This window comes from Ramlibacter alkalitolerans, assembly GCF_016722765.1.
GTDB classification, from domain to species: Bacteria; Pseudomonadota; Gammaproteobacteria; order Burkholderiales; family Burkholderiaceae_C; genus Ramlibacter; species Ramlibacter alkalitolerans.
This window is the reverse complement of the sequence record NZ_JAEQND010000018.1, coordinates 84,589-107,602: the sequence shown is the minus strand read 5'-3', so window position 1 is coordinate 107,602 and position 23,014 is coordinate 84,589. Positions and strand designations below refer to the sequence as shown.

At 65.0% G+C, this 23,014-nt stretch carries 21 protein-coding genes; 2 read left to right on the top strand and 19 right to left on the bottom strand.

The genetic code is table 11. From position 1 onward, the window contains the following. Positions 1-368 precede the first annotated feature (368 nt). From JI746_RS25490 to JI746_RS25450, 10 genes are all read right to left on the bottom strand, one after another. Positions 369-581 carry a type II toxin-antitoxin system HicB family antitoxin gene (locus tag JI746_RS25490; protein WP_201693120.1) on the bottom strand — a complete coding sequence of 71 codons (213 nt, stop codon included), beginning with the start codon at positions 579-581 and terminating at the stop codon, positions 369-371. An 8-nt stretch (positions 582-589) separates the two neighbouring features. After that, complete coding sequence (locus tag JI746_RS25485; protein ID WP_201693119.1) at positions 590-775, bottom strand: type II toxin-antitoxin system HicA family toxin; 186 nt, start codon at positions 773-775, stop codon at positions 590-592. Between the two features lie 476 nt (positions 776-1,251). Further along, entirely contained in the window at positions 1,252-1,443 is a 192-nt protein-coding gene (locus JI746_RS25480) for a hypothetical protein (protein WP_201693118.1), read from the bottom strand. 113 nt (positions 1,444-1,556) lie between these two features. Continuing rightward, positions 1,557-1,928, bottom strand: a complete 372-nt coding sequence (locus JI746_RS25475) for a DUF6278 family protein (RefSeq protein WP_201693117.1) — start codon at positions 1,926-1,928, stop codon at positions 1,557-1,559. A 121-nt stretch (positions 1,929-2,049) separates the two neighbouring features. Beyond that, positions 2,050-2,721 carry a hypothetical protein gene (locus JI746_RS25470; protein WP_201693116.1) on the bottom strand — a complete coding sequence of 224 codons (672 nt, stop codon included), beginning with the start codon at positions 2,719-2,721 and terminating at the stop codon, positions 2,050-2,052. Between the two features lie 187 nt (positions 2,722-2,908). After that, entirely contained in the window at positions 2,909-3,223 is a 315-nt protein-coding gene (locus JI746_RS25465) for a toxin-antitoxin system YwqK family antitoxin (protein ID WP_330893076.1), read from the bottom strand. A 282-nt stretch (positions 3,224-3,505) separates the two neighbouring features. Beyond that, positions 3,506-3,718 (bottom strand): DUF6980 family protein, encoded by a 213-nt coding sequence (locus JI746_RS28390; RefSeq protein WP_408004127.1) that lies wholly within the window; start codon positions 3,716-3,718, stop codon positions 3,506-3,508. A 129-nt stretch (positions 3,719-3,847) separates the two neighbouring features. Next, positions 3,848-4,237 (bottom strand): hypothetical protein, encoded by a 390-nt coding sequence (locus tag JI746_RS25460; RefSeq protein ID WP_201693114.1) that lies wholly within the window; start codon positions 4,235-4,237, stop codon positions 3,848-3,850. 148 nt (positions 4,238-4,385) lie between these two features. Next, on the bottom strand, positions 4,386-4,640 hold the full coding sequence (locus tag JI746_RS25455) for a hypothetical protein (protein WP_201693113.1): 255 nt from the start codon (positions 4,638-4,640) through the stop codon (positions 4,386-4,388). Positions 4,641-5,035: 395 nt separating this feature from the next. Then, positions 5,036-5,593 (bottom strand): hypothetical protein, encoded by a 558-nt coding sequence (locus JI746_RS25450; RefSeq protein ID WP_201693112.1) that lies wholly within the window; start codon positions 5,591-5,593, stop codon positions 5,036-5,038. A gap of 375 nt (positions 5,594-5,968) precedes the next feature. On the opposite strand from JI746_RS25450, the gene JI746_RS25445 reads away from it, so the two are divergent. Then, on the top strand, positions 5,969-6,922 hold the full coding sequence (locus JI746_RS25445) for an integron integrase (RefSeq protein WP_456239080.1): 954 nt from the start codon (positions 5,969-5,971) through the stop codon (positions 6,920-6,922). Between the two features lie 85 nt (positions 6,923-7,007). Here the strand turns inward: JI746_RS25445 and fdhF are convergent, their stop codons facing one another. The 5 genes from fdhF to oxc all read right to left on the bottom strand — a co-directional run bounded on the left by fdhF (position 7,008) and on the right by oxc (position 17,065). Then, the gene (fdhF, locus tag JI746_RS25440; RefSeq protein WP_201693110.1) at positions 7,008-9,866 is read right to left on the bottom strand and encodes a formate dehydrogenase subunit alpha; all 2,859 of its coding nucleotides are present in this window, start codon (positions 9,864-9,866) and stop codon (positions 7,008-7,010) included. Positions 9,867-10,004: 138 nt separating this feature from the next. Further along, entirely contained in the window at positions 10,005-11,723 is a 1,719-nt protein-coding gene (locus JI746_RS25435; RefSeq protein ID WP_201693109.1) for an NAD(P)H-dependent oxidoreductase subunit E, read from the bottom strand. Positions 11,724-11,732: 9 nt separating this feature from the next. Next, entirely contained in the window at positions 11,733-13,880 is a 2,148-nt protein-coding gene (locus JI746_RS25430; protein WP_201693108.1) for an acetate--CoA ligase family protein, read from the bottom strand. A 52-nt stretch (positions 13,881-13,932) separates the two neighbouring features. Then, positions 13,933-15,180 (bottom strand): formyl-CoA transferase, encoded by a 1,248-nt coding sequence (frc, locus tag JI746_RS25425; RefSeq protein WP_201693107.1) that lies wholly within the window; start codon positions 15,178-15,180, stop codon positions 13,933-13,935. A gap of 154 nt (positions 15,181-15,334) precedes the next feature. Beyond that, positions 15,335-17,065, bottom strand: coding sequence for an oxalyl-CoA decarboxylase (gene oxc / locus JI746_RS25420; protein ID WP_201693106.1), 1,731 nt, complete (start codon positions 17,063-17,065; stop codon positions 15,335-15,337). Positions 17,066-17,199: 134 nt separating this feature from the next. Between oxc and JI746_RS25415 the strand changes: the two genes are divergently transcribed. Beyond that, positions 17,200-17,808 carry a Crp/Fnr family transcriptional regulator gene (locus JI746_RS25415; RefSeq protein WP_201693105.1) on the top strand — a complete coding sequence of 203 codons (609 nt, stop codon included), beginning with the start codon at positions 17,200-17,202 and terminating at the stop codon, positions 17,806-17,808. A gap of 58 nt (positions 17,809-17,866) precedes the next feature. On the opposite strand, the gene oxlT is transcribed toward JI746_RS25415, so the two are convergent. The 4 genes from oxlT to JI746_RS25395 all read right to left on the bottom strand — a co-directional run bounded on the left by oxlT (position 17,867) and on the right by JI746_RS25395 (position 22,966). Then, on the bottom strand, positions 17,867-19,084 hold the full coding sequence (gene oxlT, locus JI746_RS25410) for an oxalate/formate MFS antiporter (protein WP_236600135.1): 1,218 nt from the start codon (positions 19,082-19,084) through the stop codon (positions 17,867-17,869). Positions 19,085-20,018: 934 nt separating this feature from the next. After that, positions 20,019-20,852 (bottom strand): cytidylate kinase family protein, encoded by an 834-nt coding sequence (locus JI746_RS25405; RefSeq protein ID WP_201693103.1) that lies wholly within the window; start codon positions 20,850-20,852, stop codon positions 20,019-20,021. A gap of 25 nt (positions 20,853-20,877) precedes the next feature. Continuing rightward, positions 20,878-22,407, bottom strand: a complete 1,530-nt coding sequence (locus JI746_RS25400) for a tripartite tricarboxylate transporter permease (RefSeq protein WP_201693102.1) — start codon at positions 22,405-22,407, stop codon at positions 20,878-20,880. Positions 22,408-22,441: 34 nt separating this feature from the next. Beyond that, on the bottom strand, positions 22,442-22,966 hold the full coding sequence (locus JI746_RS25395; RefSeq protein ID WP_201693101.1) for a tripartite tricarboxylate transporter TctB family protein: 525 nt from the start codon (positions 22,964-22,966) through the stop codon (positions 22,442-22,444). Between the last annotated feature and the right edge of the window lie 48 nt (positions 22,967-23,014).

The window sequence follows — 23,014 nt, the reverse complement described above, 5'->3', positions numbered from 1 at the left end:
AACGGCCTCCAAAAGCCTGCAAAATCGGCCACTGCGTAACCACCCTCGGGATGCCCGTTTACCACGCTGTTGCTGGCTTCAATATGCCGAACATGGGTGGCTTCATTACGGCGGTCGGTGACACTCCCGAACGGCCGACCGTCACGCCGCGCTTTAGGGCACACGGCTACGACTTCGCTGCGGCAGCCAACGTTCATGGCGGACGCAGCGCCTGGAAGCGCAAGGGCTGCGCCGGAGGCTCGATGGCTGTCCCGGGCTGCGGCATAACGTCGGAGTTGACCGGCACACAGTGGCATTGCGCCGCAGTCGTATGCTCCCGCGCACGGCTTGCGGCGCAATGCCGCTGCGTGTCCGCGTCGAACGACCTGTTATACGGCGACATCCACGTAGTCGACCGTGCTCTCGCCAGGAGGCACAGGAAGACCGTCTTCCCGCAGGCCTTCAAGGTGGAAGATGATGGCCTCGCGAATCTCGGACTCGACTTCTTCGACGGTGGCGCCCGTGGCGATGCACCCCGGAAGATCAGGCACATATGCGGAGTAGTTGGCCTCCGCCTTTTCGATCACGATCGCATACCGCATACAAAGCCTCACTTCAGCCCGGCCTGCTTCCGGATGCTGTTCAGAGTTCCAAGGGCCACGTCGTCGCTCGGCTTTCCTGGCACGGTCACACGGCCAGGCTTGATCGGATGCTTGAACTGGCGATGGCTCCCACGAGTGGCGACGAGGTACCAGCCATCTTCATGTAGCAGACGGAGCACCTCGGCAACCTTCATGGCGAAAGGATAGCAGGGGGGGCCTAATGCTCCAAACTGACCGTTGCACTCGCCGTATAACGTCGGAGTTGACCGGCACGCACCGGCAAGGCGCCGCGAGACGTATGCTCCCGCGCACGGCTCGCGGCGCCTTGCCGGTGCGTGTCCGCGTCGAACGACCTGTTAGACCTCGCCGGCCGTTCCCTCCGTAGTCCCTCGGGCGCAGAGAAGCCGCGAGAGTTCAAGGATGGTGTTCGACGCACTCTGATAACTAGGGAAGCCACGGCCCTGCACCTCATAGAAGAAAGTGCCCCGCGTGTTCTGCCGCTTGTGAACCACCTCGGCACCAAGCAGAGTGGCCAAATTGATCACCGCCTCCTCAAGAGTATCGCGCTGATTCAGATCAGTGTTCTTCGTCGTGGTGAAAAAGCGCCTCGAAGCATCCCGAGGTGGCTGCACAATCTTCGCGCGTGACCGCCCGTTCCCAACGGCTGTGTTCATTCATCGCCTCCAGTGATCGAGAGCTCCACGCCCTCCGCCGTTCCGTCTACGAAGAGGCGCGTGCCATCAGCGAATTCGACGATGACCTCAGACGCGCGGTAACGCTCCACCCGAACAACGATCTTTCCGGCCAGTGCTTCCGTTGCCCGCGCGGCTTCCTGCTGCAGTTGTTTGGACGGGGACGTCATGTGAGGTCTAACGTCGGAGTTGACCGGCACGTACCGGCAAGGCGCCGCGAGACGCATGATCACCCACGCGGCTCGCGGCGCCCTGCCGGTGCGTGTCCGCGTCGAACGACCTGTTAGACCTCACCGGCCAGAACGGCAGACGCATAGAAGCCAAGTCCGTCCCCTCCAGCTGGATTTGCAGCGAACTTCGGTACCTTTGCCACGGGAGCATACGTCGTGGCCCCGATTTTCAACAGAAGATCGCCGTCCGTGCCACCGCACCAATTGCCACCTCGCACCGAGCGGAGGATCTCCCCAAGGTACGCGCCGAGCATGAACGTCGCTCCAGCAATCGCACTGTCGTCGACCTGCATCTCACGGAGCGCAAGAACCACTTGTTCCAGCGCCGGGACGGAAGCTGGATGGACCTTCAATTCCACGCCCATCATCGCAGCCGTCGTCTCCAGCTCACGACAAGAGGCACTGACGGTCGCTTGTAGGTCCACGGCGTTTCGTGAGGTCTAACGTCGGAGTTGACCGGCACGCACCGGCAAGGCGCCGCAAGACGTATGCTCCCGCGCACGGCTTGCGGCGCCTTGCCGGTGCGTGTCCGCGTCGAACGACCTGTTAGATGGCATTGGACACCTGCCACACCAGGAAGCCCGCGCAAGTCGCGATGAACAAGGATGCCGCAGCCCTTCCGAGTCTGTTGTCTATGAAAGAGGCGATCGCGACAAACGCAACAAGCCCGGCGAACGCTAAAGATCGACCCACCGTCGTAAACCAGAGAGAAAACGCGAGAAGGACCAGCGCAAGGACAGATCCAGCTCCGGCAAGCCACCACCTCAGCGTAACTCCTCGAGACCCATCGAATGCGAGAAGCGACGCCACTAGGACCATGGGTCCGGCGAACCTGGCCCACCCCGCCTGCCAGGTAACGAGTTCCCGAGCAGCTTCATAGCGCCCTAGGCTTATCGCCAAAACATACCCAGTAGTACAAGCACTGTACAGCGCGCTGGCGAAGGAATACAAGGCAGGGAGCACGACAAGAGCTCCAAAGCCTATCGACACCGCAAGGGTGCCGCGGAAAGCTTCGCGGGGACCGCGACGCACCAGCTGCAAGCGGTCCTCAGTCAAGCTTTGCTCGGAAAGAAAAACGAATCCCTTGGGTTGCGCGTCGACGATAACGCCCAGCCCCTGCAGTTGCCTGCTTGATGCAAGTTCGCGGCTTGCGATCACCTCAGCGATGCGTCCCAGCACCTTCCCGCCGTCCATGCGAATCCAATCGCCTTCGCGCATGGAGTTTCCGTCACCATAGAGCGGTTGGTATGCCATCTAACGTCGAAGTTGACCGGCACGCAGCGGGAAGGCGCCGCAAGACGCATGATCGGCCACGCGGCTTGCGGCGCCTTGCCGCTGCGTGTCCGCGTCGAACGACCTGTTAGACCGCAACGGTCCGAGGTGCGAGGAGGTCTCTCCGCTAGCTCTAGGCACGCGCCTCCCCCTTTTCGGAGATGACGCGGCGCTCCTCATTCCCGCGCTCGTCCCAGAAACACCATTCACCGTGCTCAAGGCCGTGCTCGTACTTTCCCTCGCATGCCAGGACGCCGTTAGGATGAAAGTCACGCCAAAGACCGTGCTCCTTACCGTCCACGTACGTCCCTTCCGAGAGCACTGCGCCGGCCTCAGAGTATTCGACGAACAGCCCGTGGCGCAACCAGCGCTTCCCGTCCGGCGCCATAACCCGAGAGTACCGATAGCGGATGGTGCCCGACTCGTATGGGAATTCGGCGATGTTCAATTCAGCACTGCCTGACATTGCGGTCTAACGTCGGAGTTGACTGGCGCGCAGCGGCAAGGCGCCGCGAGTCGTACGCTCCCGCCCACGGCTCGCGGCGCCTTGCCGGTGCGTGTCCGTGTCGAACGACCTGTTAGACCGCATAGTCACGTTTCGCATACTCCGCGATCGTAATTCCAGCGTCCACCTGCGTCCAAGCACCGGTCGATGCGCAGTTCGCGGACTCCGACGGCCACGAGCGCTGCGATGCCGACGGCGACAGCCAGGAGGCGGATGAGCCGAACCTTAGTCATGTGGCAGCCTCGCCGTGAGACTCGCGCCGCACCATGGACAGTAGGTGATGGAGACCACTGAGGACCCACCGTCGTGAATGATGAGGCCATACGTCCGGCTGCTTGAGTCAAAGTGGACCAAATGATCTGGACACTCAAACAGGTCTGGATGCTGAGCGCACGTGTGGTTCGCCCAGTACGCCATGGTCTTGCAGCAATGCTCCATGTGCGGTCTAACGTCGGAGTTGACCGGCACGCACCGGCAAGGCGCCGCAAGACGGATGCTCCCGCGCACGGCTTGCGGCGCCTTGCCGGTGCGTGTCCGTGTCGAACGACATGTTAGACCGCAACGCCCTCATGCTTGCGCAGCTCTCAAGAAGACGCCCACTCCGAGACCTGCAACGCCACCAAGCATCGCACCGATTGAGCTGTAGAAAAACGCTACGCCTGCAAAGAGAGTTCCAACGACGATCCGCTCCACTGCGGAATACCTAGGCCAATCAGTGTGCTGTGAGATGACATCAACCAATTTGAGGCCAGGCCTCCGTTTCCGCACGAGCTGCAAAAGCACCCATAGCAAGAGGGCGACGACGACCGCAGCGCGAGAAAAATTGACGAGGACGGAGCCGAAAAGTCTCTGGTTCGGCACCAGCAGCCCAGCGACGAAGGCGACGGTTGCCGCCGCCACACCAATGCGTGATTGGTGCGCCCAAACCCAACGAAACGCGGGAAGTGCGAGGCTCATGGGAGAACGTTTCATAACTTGCGGTCTAACGTCGGAGTTGACCGGCGACCGGTGGAGAGGACCGGAGCGAAGCGAAGGACCGCCGCTGGGCGTCCGTGTCGAACGACCTGTTAGACCGCACCGGCGCCATACGGACTCTTCTCGGTGTCTAGGCGAGCTGAGGCTGAAGACGCCATTCGCCGCGATCGGAGGTTTCCGCCGCCTGAACGATCTTTCGTTCGCGCAGCTTCGTACACGCCCAGCGCATGTCGTACTGCCACGTATAGAAAAGATCACCTGACGCCTTGAGCTCAGACTCGTGGTGTTCCCAAATGTGCTTGGCCACGTCAACGATGCTCGCTGCACCGCCTTTGGCCTTCAGCGCTTGGATCACCCATTCCTGAAGTTCGGTTCTCGACGCCATAAACTCTCCTTAGCTTCTCGGCAGCCAACCCTTTGAGTTGCGAGGAGGCACAGGTAAGCCCTTCGACTGAAGCTGCTCAAGCAATTTTGACTCGAGATGGGGTGCCCACCCATCCCGGTTCGACGTCCAGCACGTGTCGCAACACATGATTCCGCCGTAGAGATCAAGTTTGTGACCTTCGTGCCGGTGCGGGCCGTGCTGGTAAGGCCGGCCGCACACGTCGCAGTTCAGGATGATCTACTCGTTCGTCACGATGCTTCCGTGCGGTCTAACGTCGGAGTTGACCGGCACGCAGCGGCAAGGCGCCGCGAGAAGCAGAATCAAGCACGCGGCTCGCGGCGCCTTGCCGCTGCGTGTCCGCGTCGAACGACCTGTTAGACCTCATCGCGCCTGTTCTAGTTCTGTCCATTTCGGTTCTTGCCTCGTCTCCGGAACAATGCCGCAACTCCGTCGGAAACCGAGTTTAGATCAACAGAATCGACATCCTGTACTCGGTTCGTACCCCCTCGCTCTGGCATGGTCAACTTATGCGGCGGATCGGAATGTTCCCCAACATACCCGGCCTTGGACCAGCGCCAAAGCAAGAGGCCGAGGCACAGCCCGGTGGGAGGAAGAACAAAGAGCGCGATGTAGCGTTCTGAAGCAAGGTGGCTCTCCCAATCCCAGATATAGCCCCAGGCTGCCAAGAGAAACGACCACATGACCGTGGCGCTCAGCAGAAGCCGAACGTCTTTCAAAGTGCCTCGCACAAGGGGCAGCACTACCAGCAGCAGGAGGTACGCTACTGCTGGAGCAGCAGCGAAGACCAGCCACCCCATGGGTTTAATTTGGTCGAAGCCGTTCGACGTGGTACCTACCCACACAACCCATGCAATCAGTGCGAGGGCTGCCAACGCTATGCTCAGTTGGCGTGTTTGTTCGCTTTCACACCGAAAGGGATTGAAGGACTTCACTTCGGCTCTCCAAGTCGCACCAGATGGCGTATGTGAGGTCTAACGTAATGTCGGCCGCGCGTCGCGACCTGAAATCCCTCGGGTGCGGGATAAAAGCGCCCGATGGGGTAGGGCAAGTTCTTGATCCCCAAACAAATTTGCGTCGGAGTACGGGATCACAGGTCTCATGGATTCCGACCTGAACGAGCGCGAGCTAGCAACCTCTCCAGATGGTGCCAACCGTCGTTCAAGGGAACTGCCATCGCCACGTTTCCCCTCATCGATCTGACTACGGGCACGCTTGATCTCCGGGACAACCCGCGACATACTGTATGTAAATACAGACTCGCTTCCATGCCACCTCCCACTCGCCCGGGCTTGCAGTCAACGCGCCTGTTGGACCAAGTCCGTGAGCGAGCACGCTATTTGCACTATAGCCTTCGCACGGAAGACGCCTACGTCTACTGGGTGCGCTTCTTCATTCGATGGCAGGGGCTGAAGCATCCGCGCGACATGGGGCCTGCCGAGGTGCAATCCTTCCTCACGATGCTCGCCTGCGAGCGGCATGTCTCGTCATCGACGCACAATCAGGCGCTGAGCGCGATCCTCTTTCTTTACCGCGAGGTCATCGGCGTCGATTTGCCCTGGATGCAGGACTTGAACCGCCCGCGGTACACACGCCGCATTCCCACGGTGCTCAGTCCCGAGGAAGTGAGCAGGCTGATCCTGCACATGGAAGGCGCGGTTCGAATCGTCGCGCGACTGCTGTATGGCACCGGGATGAGGCTGATGGAGGCCCTTCGGCTGCGAATCAAGGACGTCGAGTTCGACAAGCAGGTCATCGTGGTGAGAGAGGCCAAGGGCAACAAGGACCGCGTCGTCATGCTGCCTCGGTCCCTGGAAGAGGACTTCCGCCGCCAGCTTGCGGACGCCCGGTCTCTGTGGCACGTGGACCGGCGCCGTGGGCACGCCGGTGTGGATGTGCCGCACGCGCTGGTGAAGAAGTACCCGAAGGTGGACCAGACCTGGGGGTGGTTCTGGATGTTTCCCTCACCTGTTCTGGCGACAGACCCCCGCACCGGTGAGCTCCGCAGGCATCATCTCAACGAGGACCGTCTGCAGCGGGCGATGAAGAGGGCAGTCGCGGCAGCCGAGATCTACAAGCGCGTCTCTGCGCATACGCTGCGCCACAGCTTCGCTACCCACCTGCTGCAGTCGGGAACGGACATCCGCACCGTTCAGGAGTTGCTAGGCCATAGCGACGTGAGCACCACGATGATCTATACGCACGTGCTCAAGGTTTCCGCTGGCACGACGAAAAGTCCCTTGGACACAATCTACACGGGGTGATGGCTGGTCCTGGCCACCCGGTAGAAGAACTTGCGGGGCCCTCCTCCGCTCGAACCACGGAGGAGGGCGGGGCGACGACTGACCCCTACTTCGCCGCCGCGAACGTCTCCGAATCCGCCTGCTCCTGCACCTTCCGCAGGATCTGCCCACCCCCGAAGCTCACCTGCTCGGGCGCCGTGCCGCCCGCGGTGACGCGCACTGCGCAGTACTTCAACTCCGGGATCTTCGCCACCGGGTCGAACTTGTCGTTCGTCACCTTGTTGATGGCGGCCTCGTAGTAGCAGAAGGGCACGAACACCGAGCCGCGCGGAGTGCCTTCGTCGACGCGCGCATAGAGCGAGACCTTGCCGCGGCGCGACTCGATCGTCACCAGCTCGCCGGGCTTCACGCCCAGCGCCGCGATGTCGAGCGGGTGCACCAGCACCGTGGGATCCGGCTCGATGGCGTCGAGCACCGTCGCGCGGCGCGTCATGCTGCCGGTGTGCCAGTGTTCGAGCTGCCGGCCCGTGATCAGCACCATCGGGTACTGCGCATCGGGGCGCTCCGCCGCCGGGACGATGTCGGCCGGCACGAAGCGCGCCTTGCCACCCTCGCGCGGGAAGTCCTCGATGAAGACGACCGGGTCGCCCGGGTCGCCTTCCTTGGTGCACGGATACGTCACCGCATGCTCGCGCTCCAGCCGATCCCAGGTGATGCCGGCGATGCTGGGCATCGTGTGCCGCATCTCGTCGAAGGCCTCGGAGACATGGCGGTAGTTCCAGTCCAGCCCGATGCGGCGCGCGATCTCCTGGATGATCCAGAGGTCCTGCTTCGCCTGGCCGGGCGGGTCGATCGCCTGGCGACCGAGCTGCACCAGCCGGTCGGTGTTGGTGAAGGTGCCGGTCTTCTCGGGGAAGGCGCTGGCGGGCAGCACCACGTCCGCCAGGACGGCCGTCTCGGTCAGGAAGATGTCCTGCACCACCAGGTGGTCCAGCTTGGCCAGCGCCTCGCGGGCGTGGTCGGCATCCGGGTCGGACATCGCAGGGTTCTCGCCCATGATGTACATGCCGCTCACCTTGCCGGCCGTGATCGCGTGCATCACCTCGATCACGGTCAGGCCGGGCTGGTCGTCCAGCGTGCCGGGCTGCAGCTTCCAGTGCTGCTCGAAGCGCGCACGCACCTCGGGGTCCGCCACCTTCTGGTAGTCGGGGTACATCATCGGGATCAGGCCGGCGTCGGACGCACCCTGCACGTTGTTCTGGCCGCGCAGCGGATGCAGGCCGGTGCCGGGACGGCCGATCTGGCCCGTCATCAGCGACAGCGCGATCAGGCAGCGCGCGTTGTCGGTGCCGTGCACGTGCTGCGATACGCCCATGCCCCACAGGATCATGGAGGCGCGCGAGGTCGCGAAGGTGCGCGCCACTTCGCGCAAAGTCTCTGCGGGCACGCCGCACACGGGCGCCATTTCCTCGGGGCTGTAGCCCACCAGGTTCTTCTTCAGCTCGTCGTAGCCGATGGTGCGCGACTCGATGAAGGCCTGGTCCACCAGGCCCTCGTGCACGATCACGTGCATCATCGCGTTGAGCATCGCGACGTCGGTGTCCGGCTTGAACTGCATGTGGCGCCAGGCCAGGCGCGTGAGTTCGCCCTGGCGCGGATCCATGATCACCAGCTTGGCGCCGTTCTTGGCCGCGTTCTTCATCCAGGTGGCGGCCACCGGGTGGTTGACGGTCGGATTGGAGCCGATCACGACGATCACCTCGGCCTGCGTCACGTCCATCACGGGGTTGGACACGGCGCCGGAGCCGATGCCTTCCAGCAGCGCGGCGACCGACGACGCATGGCACAGGCGCGTGCAGTGGTCCACGTTGTTGCTGCCGAAGCCGGTGCGCACCAGCTTCTGGAACAGGTAGGCCTCTTCGTTGCTGCCCTTGGCGGAGCCGAAGCCGACCAGCGTCTTCGGGCCCTTGGTATCGCGGATGTCCTTCAGCTTGCCGGCGGCCAGGGCCAGCGCCTCTTCCCAGGTGGCTTCGCGGAAGACTTCGTGCACGCGGTCGGGGTCCAGCACCAGCTTCGGATCCTTGGGCGCGTCGGCGCGGCGGATCAGCGGCGTGGTCAGGCGATGCGGGTGGTGCGCGTAGTCGAAGCCGTAGCGGCCCTTCACGCACAGGCGGCCATGGTTGGCCGGGCCGTCGCGGCCTTCCACGTAGAGGATCTTGTTGTCCTTGACGTTGTAGGTGAGCTGGCAGCCGACGCCGCAGTACGGGCAGACCGAATCGACCTTCTTGTCGGGGACGGGCAGGGCGGCGCCGCGCGCCGGCATCAGCGCCCCGGTGGGGCAGGCCTGCACGCACTCGCCGCAGGCCACGCAGGTGGAGACGCCCATCGGGTCGTCCATGTCGAACACGATCTTGGCGTGCTCGCCGCGGAAGGCCAGGCCGATCACGTCGTTGACCTGCTCGTCGCGGCAGGCGCGCAGGCAGCGCGTGCACTGGATGCAGGCGTCGAGGTTGACGGCGATGGCGGGATGCGAAAGGTCGGGGCCCACGTTGCCGCGCGAGGGAAAGCGCGGCTTGCCGACGTTCAACTTCGCGGACCACTGGTCCAGTTCGTTGTTGCGGGTGTACTCCGCCTCGGGCATGTCGGACTGCAGCAGTTCCAGCACCATCTTCTGCGAGGCGACGGCACGCGCACTGTCGGTGGTGACTTCCATGCCGGGCGTGGGCGTGCGGCAGCAGCTCGGGGCGAGGGTGCGTTCACCCTTGATCTCCACCATGCAGCAGCGGCAGTTGCCGGCGGTGTCCAGGCCATCCTTGTAGCAAAGGCGCGGGATCTCGACGCCCTCGCGGTCGGCGACCTGCAGCACCGTCTCGTTGGCGCGCGCCTCGACCTGCTTGCCGTTCAAGGAGAACTTGACGGTGGGGGCTTCGATCTGCGCCAGCTCGGCGCGGGTGACGGCGTTCATGTTGTGTGTTCCTGAAATCCGAAATCCATTAACGCAAAAACCGCAGAAGTACGCAAAAGCCGCAAAGGAAGACCTTCGAAGGATCCTTTTGCGGTCTTTGCGTCACTTTTGCGGCTTCTGCGTTAAGGCTGTTCTCATCTACGCCAGCTCGTGCGGGAAATACTTGATCACGCAATCTACCGGGTTCGGGGCTGCCTGTCCCAGGCCGCAGATCGAGGCGTCGCGCATCACCTGCGAGAGCTCGGCCAGCAGCGGCAGGTCCCATTTCGGGGCGTTGATCAACGCCAGCGCCTTGGCCGTGCCGGCGCGGCAGGGCGTGCACTGGCCGCAGGATTCGTCGCGGAAGAAGCGCATCAGGTTGCGCGCCGCACCCACCGCTGAATCCCGGTCCGACAGCACCACCACCGCGGCGGACCCGATGAAGCAGCCATACGGCTGCAGCGTGTCGAAGTCCAGCGGGATGTCGTTCATGCTCGCCGGCAGGATGCCGCCCGAGGCGCCACCCGGCAGGTACGCATAGAACTTGTGGCCGTCGGCCATGCCGCCGCAATGCTCGTCGATCAGCTCCTGGATCGTCACGCCGGCCGGCGCCAGCTTCACGCCCGGCTCGCGCACGCGGCCGGAGACGGAGAAGGAGCGCAGGCCCTTGCGCCCGTTGGCGCCCTTGGAGGCGAACCATTCCGGGCCGCGCTCGACCAGGTCGCGCACCCAGTACAGCGTCTCGAAGTTGTGTTCCAGCGTGGGCCGCCCGAACAGGCCAACCTGCGCCACATAAGGCGGGCGCAGCCGCGGCATGCCGCGCTTGCCTTCGATCGACTCGATCATCGCGGACTCCTCGCCGCAGATGTAGGCGCCGGCGCCGCGCCGCAGCTCGATCGGCGGCAGGTGCCTGGCGATCGGGTCGGCCTTCAGGCGCGCGAGTTCCTGCTCCAGCAGTTGCCGGCAGCCGTGGTACTCGTCGCGCAGGTAGATGTAGATGCCGGCGATGCCCACCGCCCAGGCGGCGATCAGCATGCCTTCGAGGAAGCGGTGCGGGTCGCGTTCGAGGTAGACGCGGTCCTTGAAGGTGCCGGGCTCGCCCTCGTCGATGTTCACGGCCATCAGGCGCGGTGCGGCCTCGTTGCGCACGATGCGCCACTTGCGCCCGGCCGGGAAGCCGGCGCCGCCCAGGCCGCGCAGGCCCGAGGCTTCCATCACTTTGATCACCGATTCGACGTCGCGCTGGCCCGACAGGCAGGCTTCCAGCAGCTTGTAGCCGCCGGCGGCCTTGTACTGCGACAGGCCCATGTAGCCTTCCGGCTCGTGCCTGGCGCTGCCGTCCTTGCGCGATTCCTTGACGCACTCCGCGACCTTCTGGGTCGTGGCGCAGGCGACGGGCTTCTGGCCCACCGCCACGGCCGGTGCCTGTTCGCAGCGGCCGATGCAAGGTGCAGGAATCACGCGCACGTCGCGCCCGAGGATGGCCGGCAGCTTCGCGAGTAGCTGCTGCGCTCCGGCCAGCTCGCAGGACAGCGAGTCGCACACGCGGACCGTGAGGGCCTGCGGCGCGTCTTCGCCTTCCTTGACGATGTCGAAGTGGTGGTAGAAGGAGGCCACCTCGTACACCTCCGACTGGGCCAGCCGCATCTCCTGCGCCAGGGCGCTGAGATGGGCCGCCGAGAGGTGGCCGAAGTGGTCCTGCAGCTTGTGCAGGTGCTCGATCAGCAGGTCGCTCTGGCGCGACGCGTCTCCGAGCAGCTGCCGCACTTCGGCCAGGGCCGAGTCCGTGGGCTTGCGGCCCTTGGGACCCTGGCGCTTGCGCTCCCGCAGGGGGAGCGCGCTGGTCGCTGCGATCGGGATGACGCGATGACCCGCCATCGTCTTTCCTTACTTCTTCAGCAGGCCGGCGGCGCGGGCCCACTTGTACTTGGCGCCCAGCACTTCCACCGGCAGTTCGGTGGAGTAGGCGTACGCCGGGATGCCGTTCTCGTACAGGTACTGGGCGGCTTCCTCGACTTCCACGTCGCCGGCGAGCGAAGCGACGACGGGCTTGGTCTTGCCCTTCTCCTTCATCTCGTTGACGATCTGCACCATGTTGCGGGCGAAGACCATCGGCGGCGTCACGATGGTGTGCCAGTAGCCCAGGATCAGCGCGTGGATGCGGTCGTCCTCCAGGCCCAGGCGCACCGTGTTCACGTAGGTGATCGGGGGCTCGCCGCCGGTGATGTCCACCGGGTTGCCGGCCGCGCCGAACGGCGGGATGAACTTGCGGAAGGCGGCGTCCAGGTCGTCGGGCATCGGCTTGAGCAGCGTCAGGCCGTTGTCCACGCAGGCATCCGACAGCAGCACGCCGGAGCCGCCGGCGCCGGTGATGATCACCACGTTCTCGCCCTTGGGCGTCGGCAGGATCGGCACGCCGCGCGACAGCTCCAGCATCTGGCGCAGGCTGTTGGCGCGGATCACGCCGGCGCTGCGCAGGATGTCGTCGTAGATCTTGTCGGTGCCGGCGACGGCGCCGGTGTGCGACGCGGCGGCGGCGGCGCCCATCTCGGTGCGGCCGGCCTTGAGCACGATCACGGGCTTCTTCTTCGAGACGCGCTTGGCGACTTCGGCGAAGGCGCGGCCGTCCTTCAGGTCTTCGCAGTGCTGGGCGATCACCTTGGTGTTGTCGTCCTGCTCGAAGAACAGCAGCAGGTCGTCTTCGTCGATGTCCGACTTGTTGCCCAGGCCGACGATGGCGGAGACGCCCATCTTGGCGGAGCGCGAGAAGCCGATGATGGCCATGCCGATGCCGCCGGACTGCGAGGACAGGGCGGTGGAGCCCTTGACGTCGTAGGCCGTGCAGAAGGTGGCGCACAGGTTGGACGGCGTGTAGTAGAAGCCGTAGATGTTCGGGCCCATCAGGCGGATGTTGTACTCGCGCCCGATGCGCTGCAGTTCCTCCTGGCCTTCCACGTTGCCGGTCTCGCCGAAGCCCGAGGGGATCAGCACCGCGCCGGCGATCTTCTTCTCGCCGCATTCCTTCAGCGCGCCGGCGACGAGCGCCGCGGGGATCGCGAACACCGCGGTGTCGACGTCTTCCGGGATGTCCTTCACGCTCTTGTACGCCGTGAGGCCCATCACCTCGCCGCCCTTGGGCGTGACCGGGAAGATCTTGCCCTTGTAGCCGCCGTTGATCAGGTTCTTCATCACCGAGTTGCCGATCTTGCCGGCCTCGTTGGAGGCGCCGATCACGGCCACCGCCTTGGGCTGCATGATGCGCTTCATGGACGTGACGACGTCCTTTTCCTCGGGGCGGAAGCGGGCGGGCTTCTGGTCGAAGTTCACCACGATGCGCACGTCGGCGGCGATCGCACCTTCGTCCGAGGCGAACACCGGGTTCAGGTCCATCTCGGAGATTTCGGGGAAGTCGGAGACCAGCTGCGACACCTGGACGATGGTGTTCTGCAGGGCTTCGCGGTTGACCGGCTTGGCGCCGCGCACGCCCTTGAGGATCTCGGCGGCCTGGATGCCGTCGAGCATGGAGGCGGCGTCTTCCTGCGTGGCGGGGGCCAGGCGGAAGGTCACGTCCTTCAGCACCTCGACCAGCACGCCGCCCATGCCGAAGGCGACCAGCTTGCCGAAGCTGCCGTCCGTCATCGCGCCGATGATGGTTTCCTGGCCGCCCTTGATCATCTGCTGGACCTGCACGCCCACGATCTTGGCGTCGGCCTTGTACTTCTTCGCGTTGGCGATGATCTGCTCGTAGGCGCTGGCGGCCTCGTCGCCGCTCTTGACGCCCACCACCACGCCGCCGGCTTCCGTCTTGTGCAGGATGTCGGGCGACACGATCTTCATCACGACCGGGAAGCCCATGGACGAAGCGGTGCTCATCGCGTCCTTGGCGCTGGAAACGACGGCTTCCTTGGGCACGTTGATGCCGTAGGCATCGCAGATCAGCTTGCCTTCGGGGGCGGTCAGGGAATCGCGTCCCTCCTTCTTCACCGCGTCCAGGATCGCGCGGACCTTCTGCTTGTCGCCTTGGAAGTTGGCCATGTTGTGTGCCCCTTGAAAAATTTCGGTTTGTCTCTTCGGATCCAGGCTTCGGTCAGATGACCTTGGCCGCGCGCAGTTCTTCGATCTGGTCCTTGCTGTACCCGAGCATCGCCAGCACTTCGTCGTTGTGTTCGCCCAGCAGCGGCGAGCGCTTCACTTCGGTTTCGCTGTCGGACAGCTTGATCGGGTTGCCCACCGACAGGTACTTGCCGCGCGTCGGGTGGTCGACTTCCACCACGGTGCCGGTGGCACGCAGTGCCGGCTCCTCGGCGATTTCCTTCATCGACAGGATCGGGCCGCAGGGGATGTCGTACTTGTTCAGGATCTCCATCGCCTCGAACTTGGTCTTGGTCTTGGTCCACTCCTCGATGCGGCTGAAGATCGTCTTCAGGTGCGGCAGGCGCGCCTTGGGCGTGGAGTAGCTCGGATCGGTGATCCAGCTTTCCTCGCCGATCACCTTGCAGATGGAGGCCCACACGGGCGCCTGCGTGATGAAGTAGATGTAGGCGTTGGGGTCGTGCTGCCAGCCCTTGCACTTCAGGATCCAGCCCGGCTGGCCGCCGCCCGAGGCGTTGCCGGCGCGCGGCACGGCGTCGCCGAACTCGCCCTCGGGGTACTGCGGGTACTCTTCCATCACGCCCTTGCGCGCCAGGCGCTGCTGGTCGCGCAGCTTCACGCGGCACAGGTTCAGCACGGCGTCCTGCATGGCTGCCATCACCTTCTGGCCGCGGCCGGTCTTCTCGCGCTGGAACAGGGCCGTCACGATGCCCAGGCACAGGTGCAGGCCGGTGCCGGAGTCACCGATCTGCGCACCGGTGACCAGCGGGGGGCCGTCGTCGAAGCCGGTGGTGGAGGCGGCGCCGCCCGCGCACTGGGCGACGTTCTCGTACACCTTGCAGTCCTCGTACGGGCCGGGGCCGAAACCCTTGATCGAGGCCATGATCATGCGCGGGTTGATCTGCTGGATGCGTTCCCAGCTGAAGCCCATCCGGTCCAGCGCGCCGGGGGCGAAGTTCTCGACCAGCACGTCGCACTGCTTGATCAGCTCGATCAGCACTTCCTTGCCCTTGGGATTCTTGGTGTCCAGGGTGATGGAGCGCTTGTTGTGGTTCAGCATCGTGAAGTAGAGGCTGTCCACGCCGTCGATGTCGCGCAGCTGGCCGCGCGTCGCATCGCCTTCACCGGCCTTTTCCACCTTGATCACGTCGGCGCCGAACCACGCCAGCAGCTGGGTGCAGGTGGGGCCGGATTGCACGTGCGTGAAATCGAGGATCTTGACGCCGTCGAGAGCTTTACCCATGTCTTCGTTCCTATCGAGTTTTGGATTCAATTCCGTCGTCATGTTGCCGTCATTCCCGCGGAGGCGGGAATCCAGGGCTTTCGAGGCGACTCGCCGCGCGCGGCGAGCCATGCAAGCCCTGGGTCCCCGCCTGCGCGGGGGCGACGGCACGCGCTCAGGCCGTCTTCTTCTTGGCGGCCGCCGGATTCAGGCTGGTGATGCGACCGGACTCGGTGCCGGCCGACTCGTCGATCAGTGCGTTGATCAGCGTCGGCTTGCGCGAAGCGATGGCTTCCTTGAGGGCCTTGTCCAGTTCCTCGGGGTTCTTCGCCGTGACGCCCACGCCGCCGAAGGCCTCCATCATCATGTCGTAGCGCGCGTTCTTGACGAACTGCGTGACCGCCATCGCATCGCCGCGCGGATTGACGTCCGTGCCCTTGTAGATGCCGTTGTTGTTCATCACCACGATGCAGATCGGCAGGTTGTAGCGGCAGATCGTTTCCACTTCCATGCCGCTGAAGCCGAACGCGCTGTCGCCTTCGACCGCGATCACCTGCTCGCCGGTGACGGCCGCAGCCGCGACGGCGAAGCCCATGCCGATGCCCATGATGCCCCAGGTGCCCACGTCGAGGCGGCGGCGCGGCTCGTACATGTCGACGATGGAACGCGTGAAGTCGAGCGCGTTGGCGCCTTCGTTCACCAGGTAGGCCTTCGGGTTCGCCTTGACCGTCTCGCGGACCACGTTCAGGGCGCTGTGGAAGTTCATCACCGGCGGGTTCTTCGCCAGCGTCTCGGCCATCTTGGTGAGGTTCTTGTCCTTGCGCTCGGCAATCGCGCCGGTCCACTCGGCCGGCACCTTGCCCAGGCCCGAGCCGATGGCCTGGTTCAGCGCGCCGATGGCGGAGCCGATGTCACCCACCAGCGGTGCGGCGACGGCCACGTTGCTGTCCGCTTCGGTCGGCGAGATGTCGATCTGGATGAACTGCTGCTTGCCCCAGCCCTTGGAATCGCCGGCGCCCCAGGTCTTGCCCTTGCCGTGCGACAGCAGCCAGTTCAGGCGCGCGCCGACCAGCATCACCACGTCGGCTTCGGCCAGCACGTAGGAGCGCGCGGCAGAGGCGGCCTGCGGGTGGTTGTCGGGCAGCAGGCCCTTGGCCATGGACATCGGCAGGTAGGGGATGCCGGTCTTCTCGATGAAGCTGCGGATCTCGGCGTCGGCCTGCGCGTAGGCAGCGCCCTTGCCCAGGATGATCAGCGGCTTCTTCGCGCCCTTGAGCAGGTCCACCGCGCGCTGGATCGCTTCCGGAGCGGGGATCTGCTTCGGTGCGGGATCGACGACCTTGATCAGCGAACGCTCGGCCACGTCCTTGGCGACGCTCTGCGCGAACACCTTGGCCGGCAGGTCCAGGTACACGCCACCGGGGCGGCCCGAGACGGCCGCGCGGATGGCGCGCGCGATGCCCACGCCGATGTCTTCGGCGTGCAGCACGCGGAAGGCCGCCTTGCACAGCGGCTTGGCGATGGCCAGCTGGTCCATCTCCTCGTAGTCGCCCTGCTGCAGGTCGACGACCTCGCGCTCGCTGGAGCCCGAGATCAGGATCATCGGGAAGCAGTTGGTCGTGGCGTTGGCCAGGGCCGTGAGGCCGTTCAGGAAGCCGGGGGCCGAGACCGTGAAGCAGATGCCGGGCTTGCCCGTGATAAAGCCGGCGGCGGCGGCGGCGTTGCCGGCGTGCTGCTCGTGGCGGAAGGAGATCACCTTCATGCCGTCGGCCTGCGCGATGCGCAGGAAGTCCGTGATCGGGATGCCGGGAAGGGCGAAGATCGTGTCGATGTCGTTGAGCTTCAGCGCGTCGATGACGAGGTGGAAGCCGTCGGTCGTTTCGCGATCCTGCGTTTCGGTGGTCATGGTCAAGGCGTCCAGTGAAGGTCCGGGTTTTGGGAGTGCGAGAATGGTAGAAGTCGCCCCTCGGAATCCCACTTGACTGCGGTCAAGTTTCGAAAAAATGCATTGAGGGGAATCCCTCGGTCCCAGAAGAAGCCATGTCGTCGATAGAACAGCATCCCGAACGCAACGTGATCCGCGTGCAGCTCGCGCATAACGTGGTGCTCAAGGGAATGACGGCGGGGCAGATGGCGGAGCTGGAGCCCCTGCTTGTGGTGGTGGATTGCCAGAAGGGCGAAGCGCTGCTGAACCAGGGCGTGCACGAGATGGAGCAGTACTTCATCCTCGAGGGCATCCTCAAGCGCGTGGTGAGCAACCGCGAGGCCAAGGAAATGATCCTGCGCTTCGCCGACGAAGGCCAGATGGAGACGAGCTATGCGGCGTGGCGGCTCGGCACCTCGGCACCGTACAGCATCGTGTGCGTCACCAAGGCGCGGGTGGCCAAGCTGCCGCTGCGCGAATGGGTCGCCTTCATCGAGCGCCACCCGGGCGTGAAGCAGACTTTCGAATACGAAGTGATGCACCACATGAGCGACATCATGGCGCACACCATCACGCTGCACCTGCTCGATGCGCCTGGGCGGGTGAAGCGTTTCCTGCGCAAGCATCCCGAACTGGAAGAGCGCCTGCCGAAGAAGGAACTTGCTTCGTACCTGAACCTCTCGGCGGAGACGCTCAGCCGCCTGAAGTCGCGCGGAAAGATATAGAAGCGGCCCAATGAAAAACGGGCGCCGAGGCGCCCGTTTCCATTAGTCGAGCCTGGGTTCAGGCGGCGCGCGCGGACTGCTCGATGTGCTTGCGGCGCATCGGCCGCAGCGCGAACCAGGCCAGGGCGGCGGCGATCGCGTTCATCACGCTCGCGCAGATGAACACCGCATGCCAGCTGCCGGTGGCGGCGGTCAGCACGCTCGACAGCGGCACCAGCAGCGAGGCCGTGCCCTTGGCCGTGTACAGCAGGCCGGCGTTGGCGGCGGCGTACTTCGAGCCGAAGGTGTCGGCGCACGTCGAGGGGAACAGGCTGTAGATCTCGCCCCAGGCGAAGAACACCATGCCCGTCAGGATCACGAACAGCACCGGGTTGCTGCCGAACTTGTACAGCGCCAGGATGCCGACGGCCTCGAGCCCGAAGGCGATGAACATCGTCATCTCGCGGCCGATCTGGTCCGACACCCAGCCGAAGAAGGGACGCGTCAGGCCGTTGAGCACGCGGTCGATGGCCAGCGCGAAGGTCAGAGCCGGCAGCACGAGGCCCATGATGTTCACCGGCACGCCGTCGATCTGGAAGTCCTTGGCGATCGGCGCGAGCTGCGCGGTGGCCATCAGGCCGCCGGCGGCGACCATCACGAACATCAGGTACATGACCCAGAACACGGGCTGGCGCACCATCTCGCCCGTGGAATATTCCTTGCGGGTCTGCTGCACGCGGGTGTTGGTGGAGACGGACATCTTCCTGTGTTCCGGCGCGCGCGCCAGGAACCACGACAGCACGAAGATGATCAGGCCCTGGCCGATGCCGAAGTACAGGAACGCCGCTTCGTAGCCGTGCGACTGGATGTACATGGAGATCGGCACCACCGTCAGCGCCGAGCCGGCGCCGAAGCCCGCCGCGGTGAGGCCGGCGGCGAGGCCGCGGCGGTCCGGGAACCACTTGAGCGCGTTGCCCACGCAGGTGCCGTACACGGCACCTGCGCCGATGCCGCCCACTGCCGCGCCGATGTACAGCATCGTCAGCGTGTCGGCGTGTGCATTGATGATCCAGCCGATGCCCGCCAGGATGCCGCCGCCCATGACGACGACGCGCGGGCCGTACTTGTCGACGAGCCAGCCCTCGATGGGCACGAGCCACGTCTCGGTCAGCACGAAGATGGTGAAAGCGACCTGGATGGCTGCCCGGGTCCAGTGGTACTTGTCCGCGATCGGATTGACGAAGAGGGTCCAGCCGTACTGCAGGTTGGCGATCATCGCCATGCAGATGATGCCCATGACGAGCTGGGCCCAGCGGAAGCCCGCGCCGTGCGTCGCGGTCGCATGTGCGCCGCCGACCTTCGCGCCGGACACGGCCACTGCCGCGTCTACTGTCTTTTCCATCCGATGTCTCCTGTTTCCTGGTCTGCCGCCGATGAAGTGTGGATTTGCTCGCGTCGCTTTTCGCGTGTCGGCGACGCATTCTCGGAGCGCGTGCCGCGGCGAAAAATTGACCGCGGTCATGAACTCGGGTAACCACTTAGGAGGCGAACTGCCAAGCGGAAAAGATGTCCGCGCGAGGTCAGGATGCGGTCAGTTCTGCAATGAAATGCGTCATCACGGATGGCTTTGGAAAACCATAAGCAAACATAGGATCCGCCTCGCCGTCATCCCCGCGCACGCGGGGATCCAGTGCACTGCGAAGCAGTGGGATCGACCGCTGCGCCCCAGGCCGGTGAGCGGGTATCCGCTCTCCGGCTCACCTCGCTAGAGAGTCGCCGTTTCGCGCTGACGCCGTGCGTACCGAACACGGCCAGCGCCATGCGTCAGCCCGGCCCACCGCGAATGGAGCCTGCGATCGGACACCCGCTCACCGGCCTCCGCGAGCGAACTGCTTCATCAGCGAGGCCCGAGGCCGAGGCCGATCTCCTGAGGGGGTGCGACGCCCGCAAAGGGGTCGGTGGTTCGGGGACCCGATCGCAGGTCCCATTCGCGGTGGGCCGGGCGAGCGCATGACGCTGGCCGTGTTCGGTACGCACGGCGTCAGCGCGAAACGGGCACTCTCTAGCGAGGTGGACCGGAGAGCGGGTCCCCGGACCGCCGACCCCTCCCGGTCCCCAGCGGGGGGCATGCTCTCGACAGAACGGCAAAAGAAATGGCGGCCCGAAGGCCGCCTCCCTCTGCCCCCGCCTTCGCGGGGGTGACGCTCTTGCGTATTGCCGCTATCGAATATTCACGTCTTCGCGTACGTGAACTTGCGCGTGATCGCCATCAGGTGCAGCCGGTTCTCCACCTTGCCCACGCCCACGATCGTGCTCGCGATGCGCTCGGCTTCCGTGCGTTCCTCTTCGTTCACCACGATGCCACTGAGCACCACGCCGCCTTCGCGCGATTCGATCTGCACGTCGGTGTGACGCGTCGAATCGTTGGCCTTGAGTGCGGCGCGCACGCGTGCCGCCAGCGCCAGCCCCGCGAGGACGGCGCGCGACTGCGGCGTTTCCTCGAATTCCGGGCAGGCCGCGAGTTGCAGGATGGTCCGCGCGGCGCTCTCCACCGACACGCGATCGGTGTTGATCACCAGGTCGTACAGCAGCGGATCGCCCCAGGTGACGCCGTAGGTCGCGTTCATGCGCGCGGCATGCGCGTTGTCGCTGCGGCGCACTTCCGCCTCGGCCTGGGCCTGGTTGTCGGTCTCCAGGTCCTCCATCACCCACTTCACGCGCGCATCGAAGGAGCGCGTGACGCGCACGCGCACCACGTGCGGCACGTCGTGCAGCACGCGCGTGGCGCCCCAGCCGCGCAGCACCACGTTGCCGCGCGCGGCCTGGTGCAGGATCTCCTCCTCGGTGTACAGCGCGAACTGCTGCTTGTCGGTGGTGAGGCGCTCCACCAGGCCGGCCTTGCCCTCGCGCACGCGGCGCACGAGGCTGGGCGGGACGTTCATGCGCTCCGCCACGTTCTCCATCACCTCGTTGCGCATCACGGTCAGGCCGGCTTCCTGGGCGACGCGCTCGGCGACGTCCTTGGCCAGCGAGCCCATTTCCTGGGTCAGTGCGATGACGGGCATGTCAGGTCCCCTTCCTCTGGGTCACTCAATCGACCGGCTGTTCGGCCGCGAAGTCGCTGCCCTTGGGCGGGCGCAGCTTATGCACGATCTTGGAGATGATCGGCCACACCAGCAGCAGCAGCGCCAGGCCGGTGATCGTGCCGACCAGCGGGTTGGAGACCATGATCGACAGGTCGCCCTGCGACACCAGCATGGCCTGGCGGAACGAGTCCTCGGCCTTGTCGCCCAGCACCAGCGCCAGCACCAGCGGCGCGAGCGGGTAATCGAGCTTCTTGAACACGTAGCCGATGGCGCCGAAGACCAGCATCAGCCACACGTCCATCATCGCGTTGTGCACGGTGAAGGCGCCGATTGCGCAGATCACCACGATCACCGGGGCGATGATCGAGAAGGGGATGCGCAGGATGGACGCGAACAGCGGCACGGTGGTCAGCACCACGATCAGGCCGGCCAGGTTGCCCAGGTACATCGAGGCGATCAGGCCCCAGACGAAGTCCTTCTGCTCGACGAAAAGCAGCGGTCCGGGCTGCAGGCCCCAGATCAGCAGGCCGCCCAGCAGCACGGCCGCCGTCGGCGAGCCCGGGATGCCCAGCGCCAACATCGGCAGCAGGGCGCTGGTGCCGGCGGCGTGCGCGGCCGTCTCGGGGGCGACCACGCCTTCGAGCTGGCCGGTGCCGAACTTGGCGCCGTCCTTCGACATCTTCTTGGCCAGGCCATAGCTCATGAAGGAGGCGGGAGTGGCGCCACCGGGGGTGATGCCCATCCACATGCCGACCACCGAGCTGCGCAGCGAGGTCGCCCAGTACTTCGGCAGCTGCTTCCAGGTTTCCAGCACCACCTTGGGGTTGATCTTGGCCGACTTGCCGGAGAAGGCGAGGCCTTCCTCCATCGACAGCAGGATCTCGCCGATGCCGAACAGGCCGATCACCGCGATCAGGAAGTCGAAGCCGCGCATCAGCTCCTCGAAGCCGAAGGTCAGGCGCAGCTGCCCGGTCACGGTGTCCATCCCGACGGCGGCGAGGGCGAAACCGATCGCCATGGAGCCGAGGATCTTGAACGGGGAGCCCTTGCCCATCCCGACGAAGCTGCAGAAGGTGAGCAGGTAGACGGCGAAGAACTCCGGCGGGCCGAATTCGAGCGCGAACTTGGCGACCAGCGGGGCCAGGAAGGTGATCATCAGCACCGCGACGAAGGCGCCGACGAAGGAGGACGTGAAGGCTGCCGTGAGGGCCTGCCCCGCCTGTCCCTTCTGCGCCATCGGATAGCCGTCGAAGGTGGTCGCGACGGACCACGGCTCGCCGGGGATGTTGAAGAGCACCGAGGTGATGGCGCCGCCGAAGAGGGCGCCCCAGTAGATGCAGGACAGCATGATGATCGCCGAGGTCGGCGACATCGTGAAGGTCAGGGGCAGCAGGATGGCAACGCCGTTGGCGCCGCCGAGGCCCGGCAGCACGCCGATGAGCACCCCGAGGGTGATGCCCACCAGCATGAGGAGCATGTTCATCGGCGTCAGGATGACGCTGAAGCCATGGAAGAGTGCGCTGAGTTCGGTCATGACGAGAATGCGGCCTGGTTCGTGAGGAGGGGGCTCAGTAGCCGAGGAAGCCCGTGGGGTTCAGCAGGCCTTTTTCCAGCGGTACCTTGAACCAGACTTCGAACATCGCGAAGAAGAGGACGGCGATGGCGACGCCCAGCAGCACGCTCTTGATGCGCGAGAACTTGCCCAGCACGATCATGAACGCGGCGATGTAGATCGCCGAGGCGACGTACATGCCCAGCAGCTGGATCGCGCCGACGTAGATGGCCGCCGGCACCAGCACCATCAGCACGCGCTTGATCTGCTCGCCGTCGACGAAGATCTCATGGTTGCGCTTCTTGCCGAACAGCGACTGGTACAGCGTGCCCGCGCCGGAGATGCAGAGGATCACGCCGATGTAGAAGGGGAAGTAGCCGGCGCCGGGGCCGTCGCTCATCCAGCCGGCGCCGAGTTTCCAGCTTGCCGTGGTGACGACCAGGCCCATGAGGAGCACCAGGGCCGCGACCCCGGCCTCGACCGCGAACGTGGGAACGCCCGTGCGCTCCTCCACGATGGGCTCTCGTTGTTGGATGTCCATGCGCTTGTCTCCTGCCGATACTGCCGGCATCTCCGTGAATGTTCTTGG

What these genes read in the sequence shown, in the direction of transcription:
- JI746_RS25395 (WP_201693101.1), bottom strand. Translation starts at nt 22,966, where the DNA reads ATGGACATCCAACAACGAGAGCCCATCGTGGAGGAGCGCACGGGCGTT.
- JI746_RS25485 (WP_201693119.1), bottom strand. Translation starts at nt 775, where the DNA reads ATGAAGGTTGCCGAGGTGCTCCGTCTGCTACATGAAGATGGCTGGTAC.
- JI746_RS28390 (WP_408004127.1), bottom strand. Translation starts at nt 3,718, where the DNA reads ATGGAGCATTGCTGCAAGACCATGGCGTACTGGGCGAACCACACGTGC.
- JI746_RS25405 (WP_201693103.1), bottom strand. Translation starts at nt 20,852, where the DNA reads ATGCCCGTCATCGCACTGACCCAGGAAATGGGCTCGCTGGCCAAGGAC.
- oxc (WP_201693106.1), bottom strand. Translation starts at nt 17,065, where the DNA reads ATGACCACCGAAACGCAGGATCGCGAAACGACCGACGGCTTCCACCTC.
- JI746_RS25480 (WP_201693118.1), bottom strand. Translation starts at nt 1,443, where the DNA reads ATGACGTCCCCGTCCAAACAACTGCAGCAGGAAGCCGCGCGGGCAACG.
- fdhF (WP_201693110.1), bottom strand. Translation starts at nt 9,866, where the DNA reads ATGAACGCCGTCACCCGCGCCGAGCTGGCGCAGATCGAAGCCCCCACC.
- JI746_RS25470 (WP_201693116.1), bottom strand. Translation starts at nt 2,721, where the DNA reads ATGCGCGAAGGCGATTGGATTCGCATGGACGGCGGGAAGGTGCTGGGA.
- JI746_RS25435 (WP_201693109.1), bottom strand. Translation starts at nt 11,723, where the DNA reads ATGGCGGGTCATCGCGTCATCCCGATCGCAGCGACCAGCGCGCTCCCC.
- JI746_RS25460 (WP_201693114.1), bottom strand. Translation starts at nt 4,237, where the DNA reads ATGAGCCTCGCACTTCCCGCGTTTCGTTGGGTTTGGGCGCACCAATCA.
- JI746_RS25430 (WP_201693108.1), bottom strand. Translation starts at nt 13,880, where the DNA reads ATGGCCAACTTCCAAGGCGACAAGCAGAAGGTCCGCGCGATCCTGGAC.
- JI746_RS25455 (WP_201693113.1), bottom strand. Translation starts at nt 4,640, where the DNA reads ATGGCGTCGAGAACCGAACTTCAGGAATGGGTGATCCAAGCGCTGAAG.
- JI746_RS25415 (WP_201693105.1), top strand. Translation starts at nt 17,200, where the DNA reads ATGTCGTCGATAGAACAGCATCCCGAACGCAACGTGATCCGCGTGCAG.
- frc (WP_201693107.1), bottom strand. Translation starts at nt 15,180, where the DNA reads ATGGGTAAAGCTCTCGACGGCGTCAAGATCCTCGATTTCACGCACGTG.
- JI746_RS25490 (WP_201693120.1), bottom strand. Translation starts at nt 581, where the DNA reads ATGCGGTATGCGATCGTGATCGAAAAGGCGGAGGCCAACTACTCCGCA.
- oxlT (WP_236600135.1), bottom strand. Translation starts at nt 19,084, where the DNA reads ATGGGCATCATCTGCATGGCGATGATCGCCAACCTGCAGTACGGCTGG.
- JI746_RS25400 (WP_201693102.1), bottom strand. Translation starts at nt 22,407, where the DNA reads ATGACCGAACTCAGCGCACTCTTCCATGGCTTCAGCGTCATCCTGACG.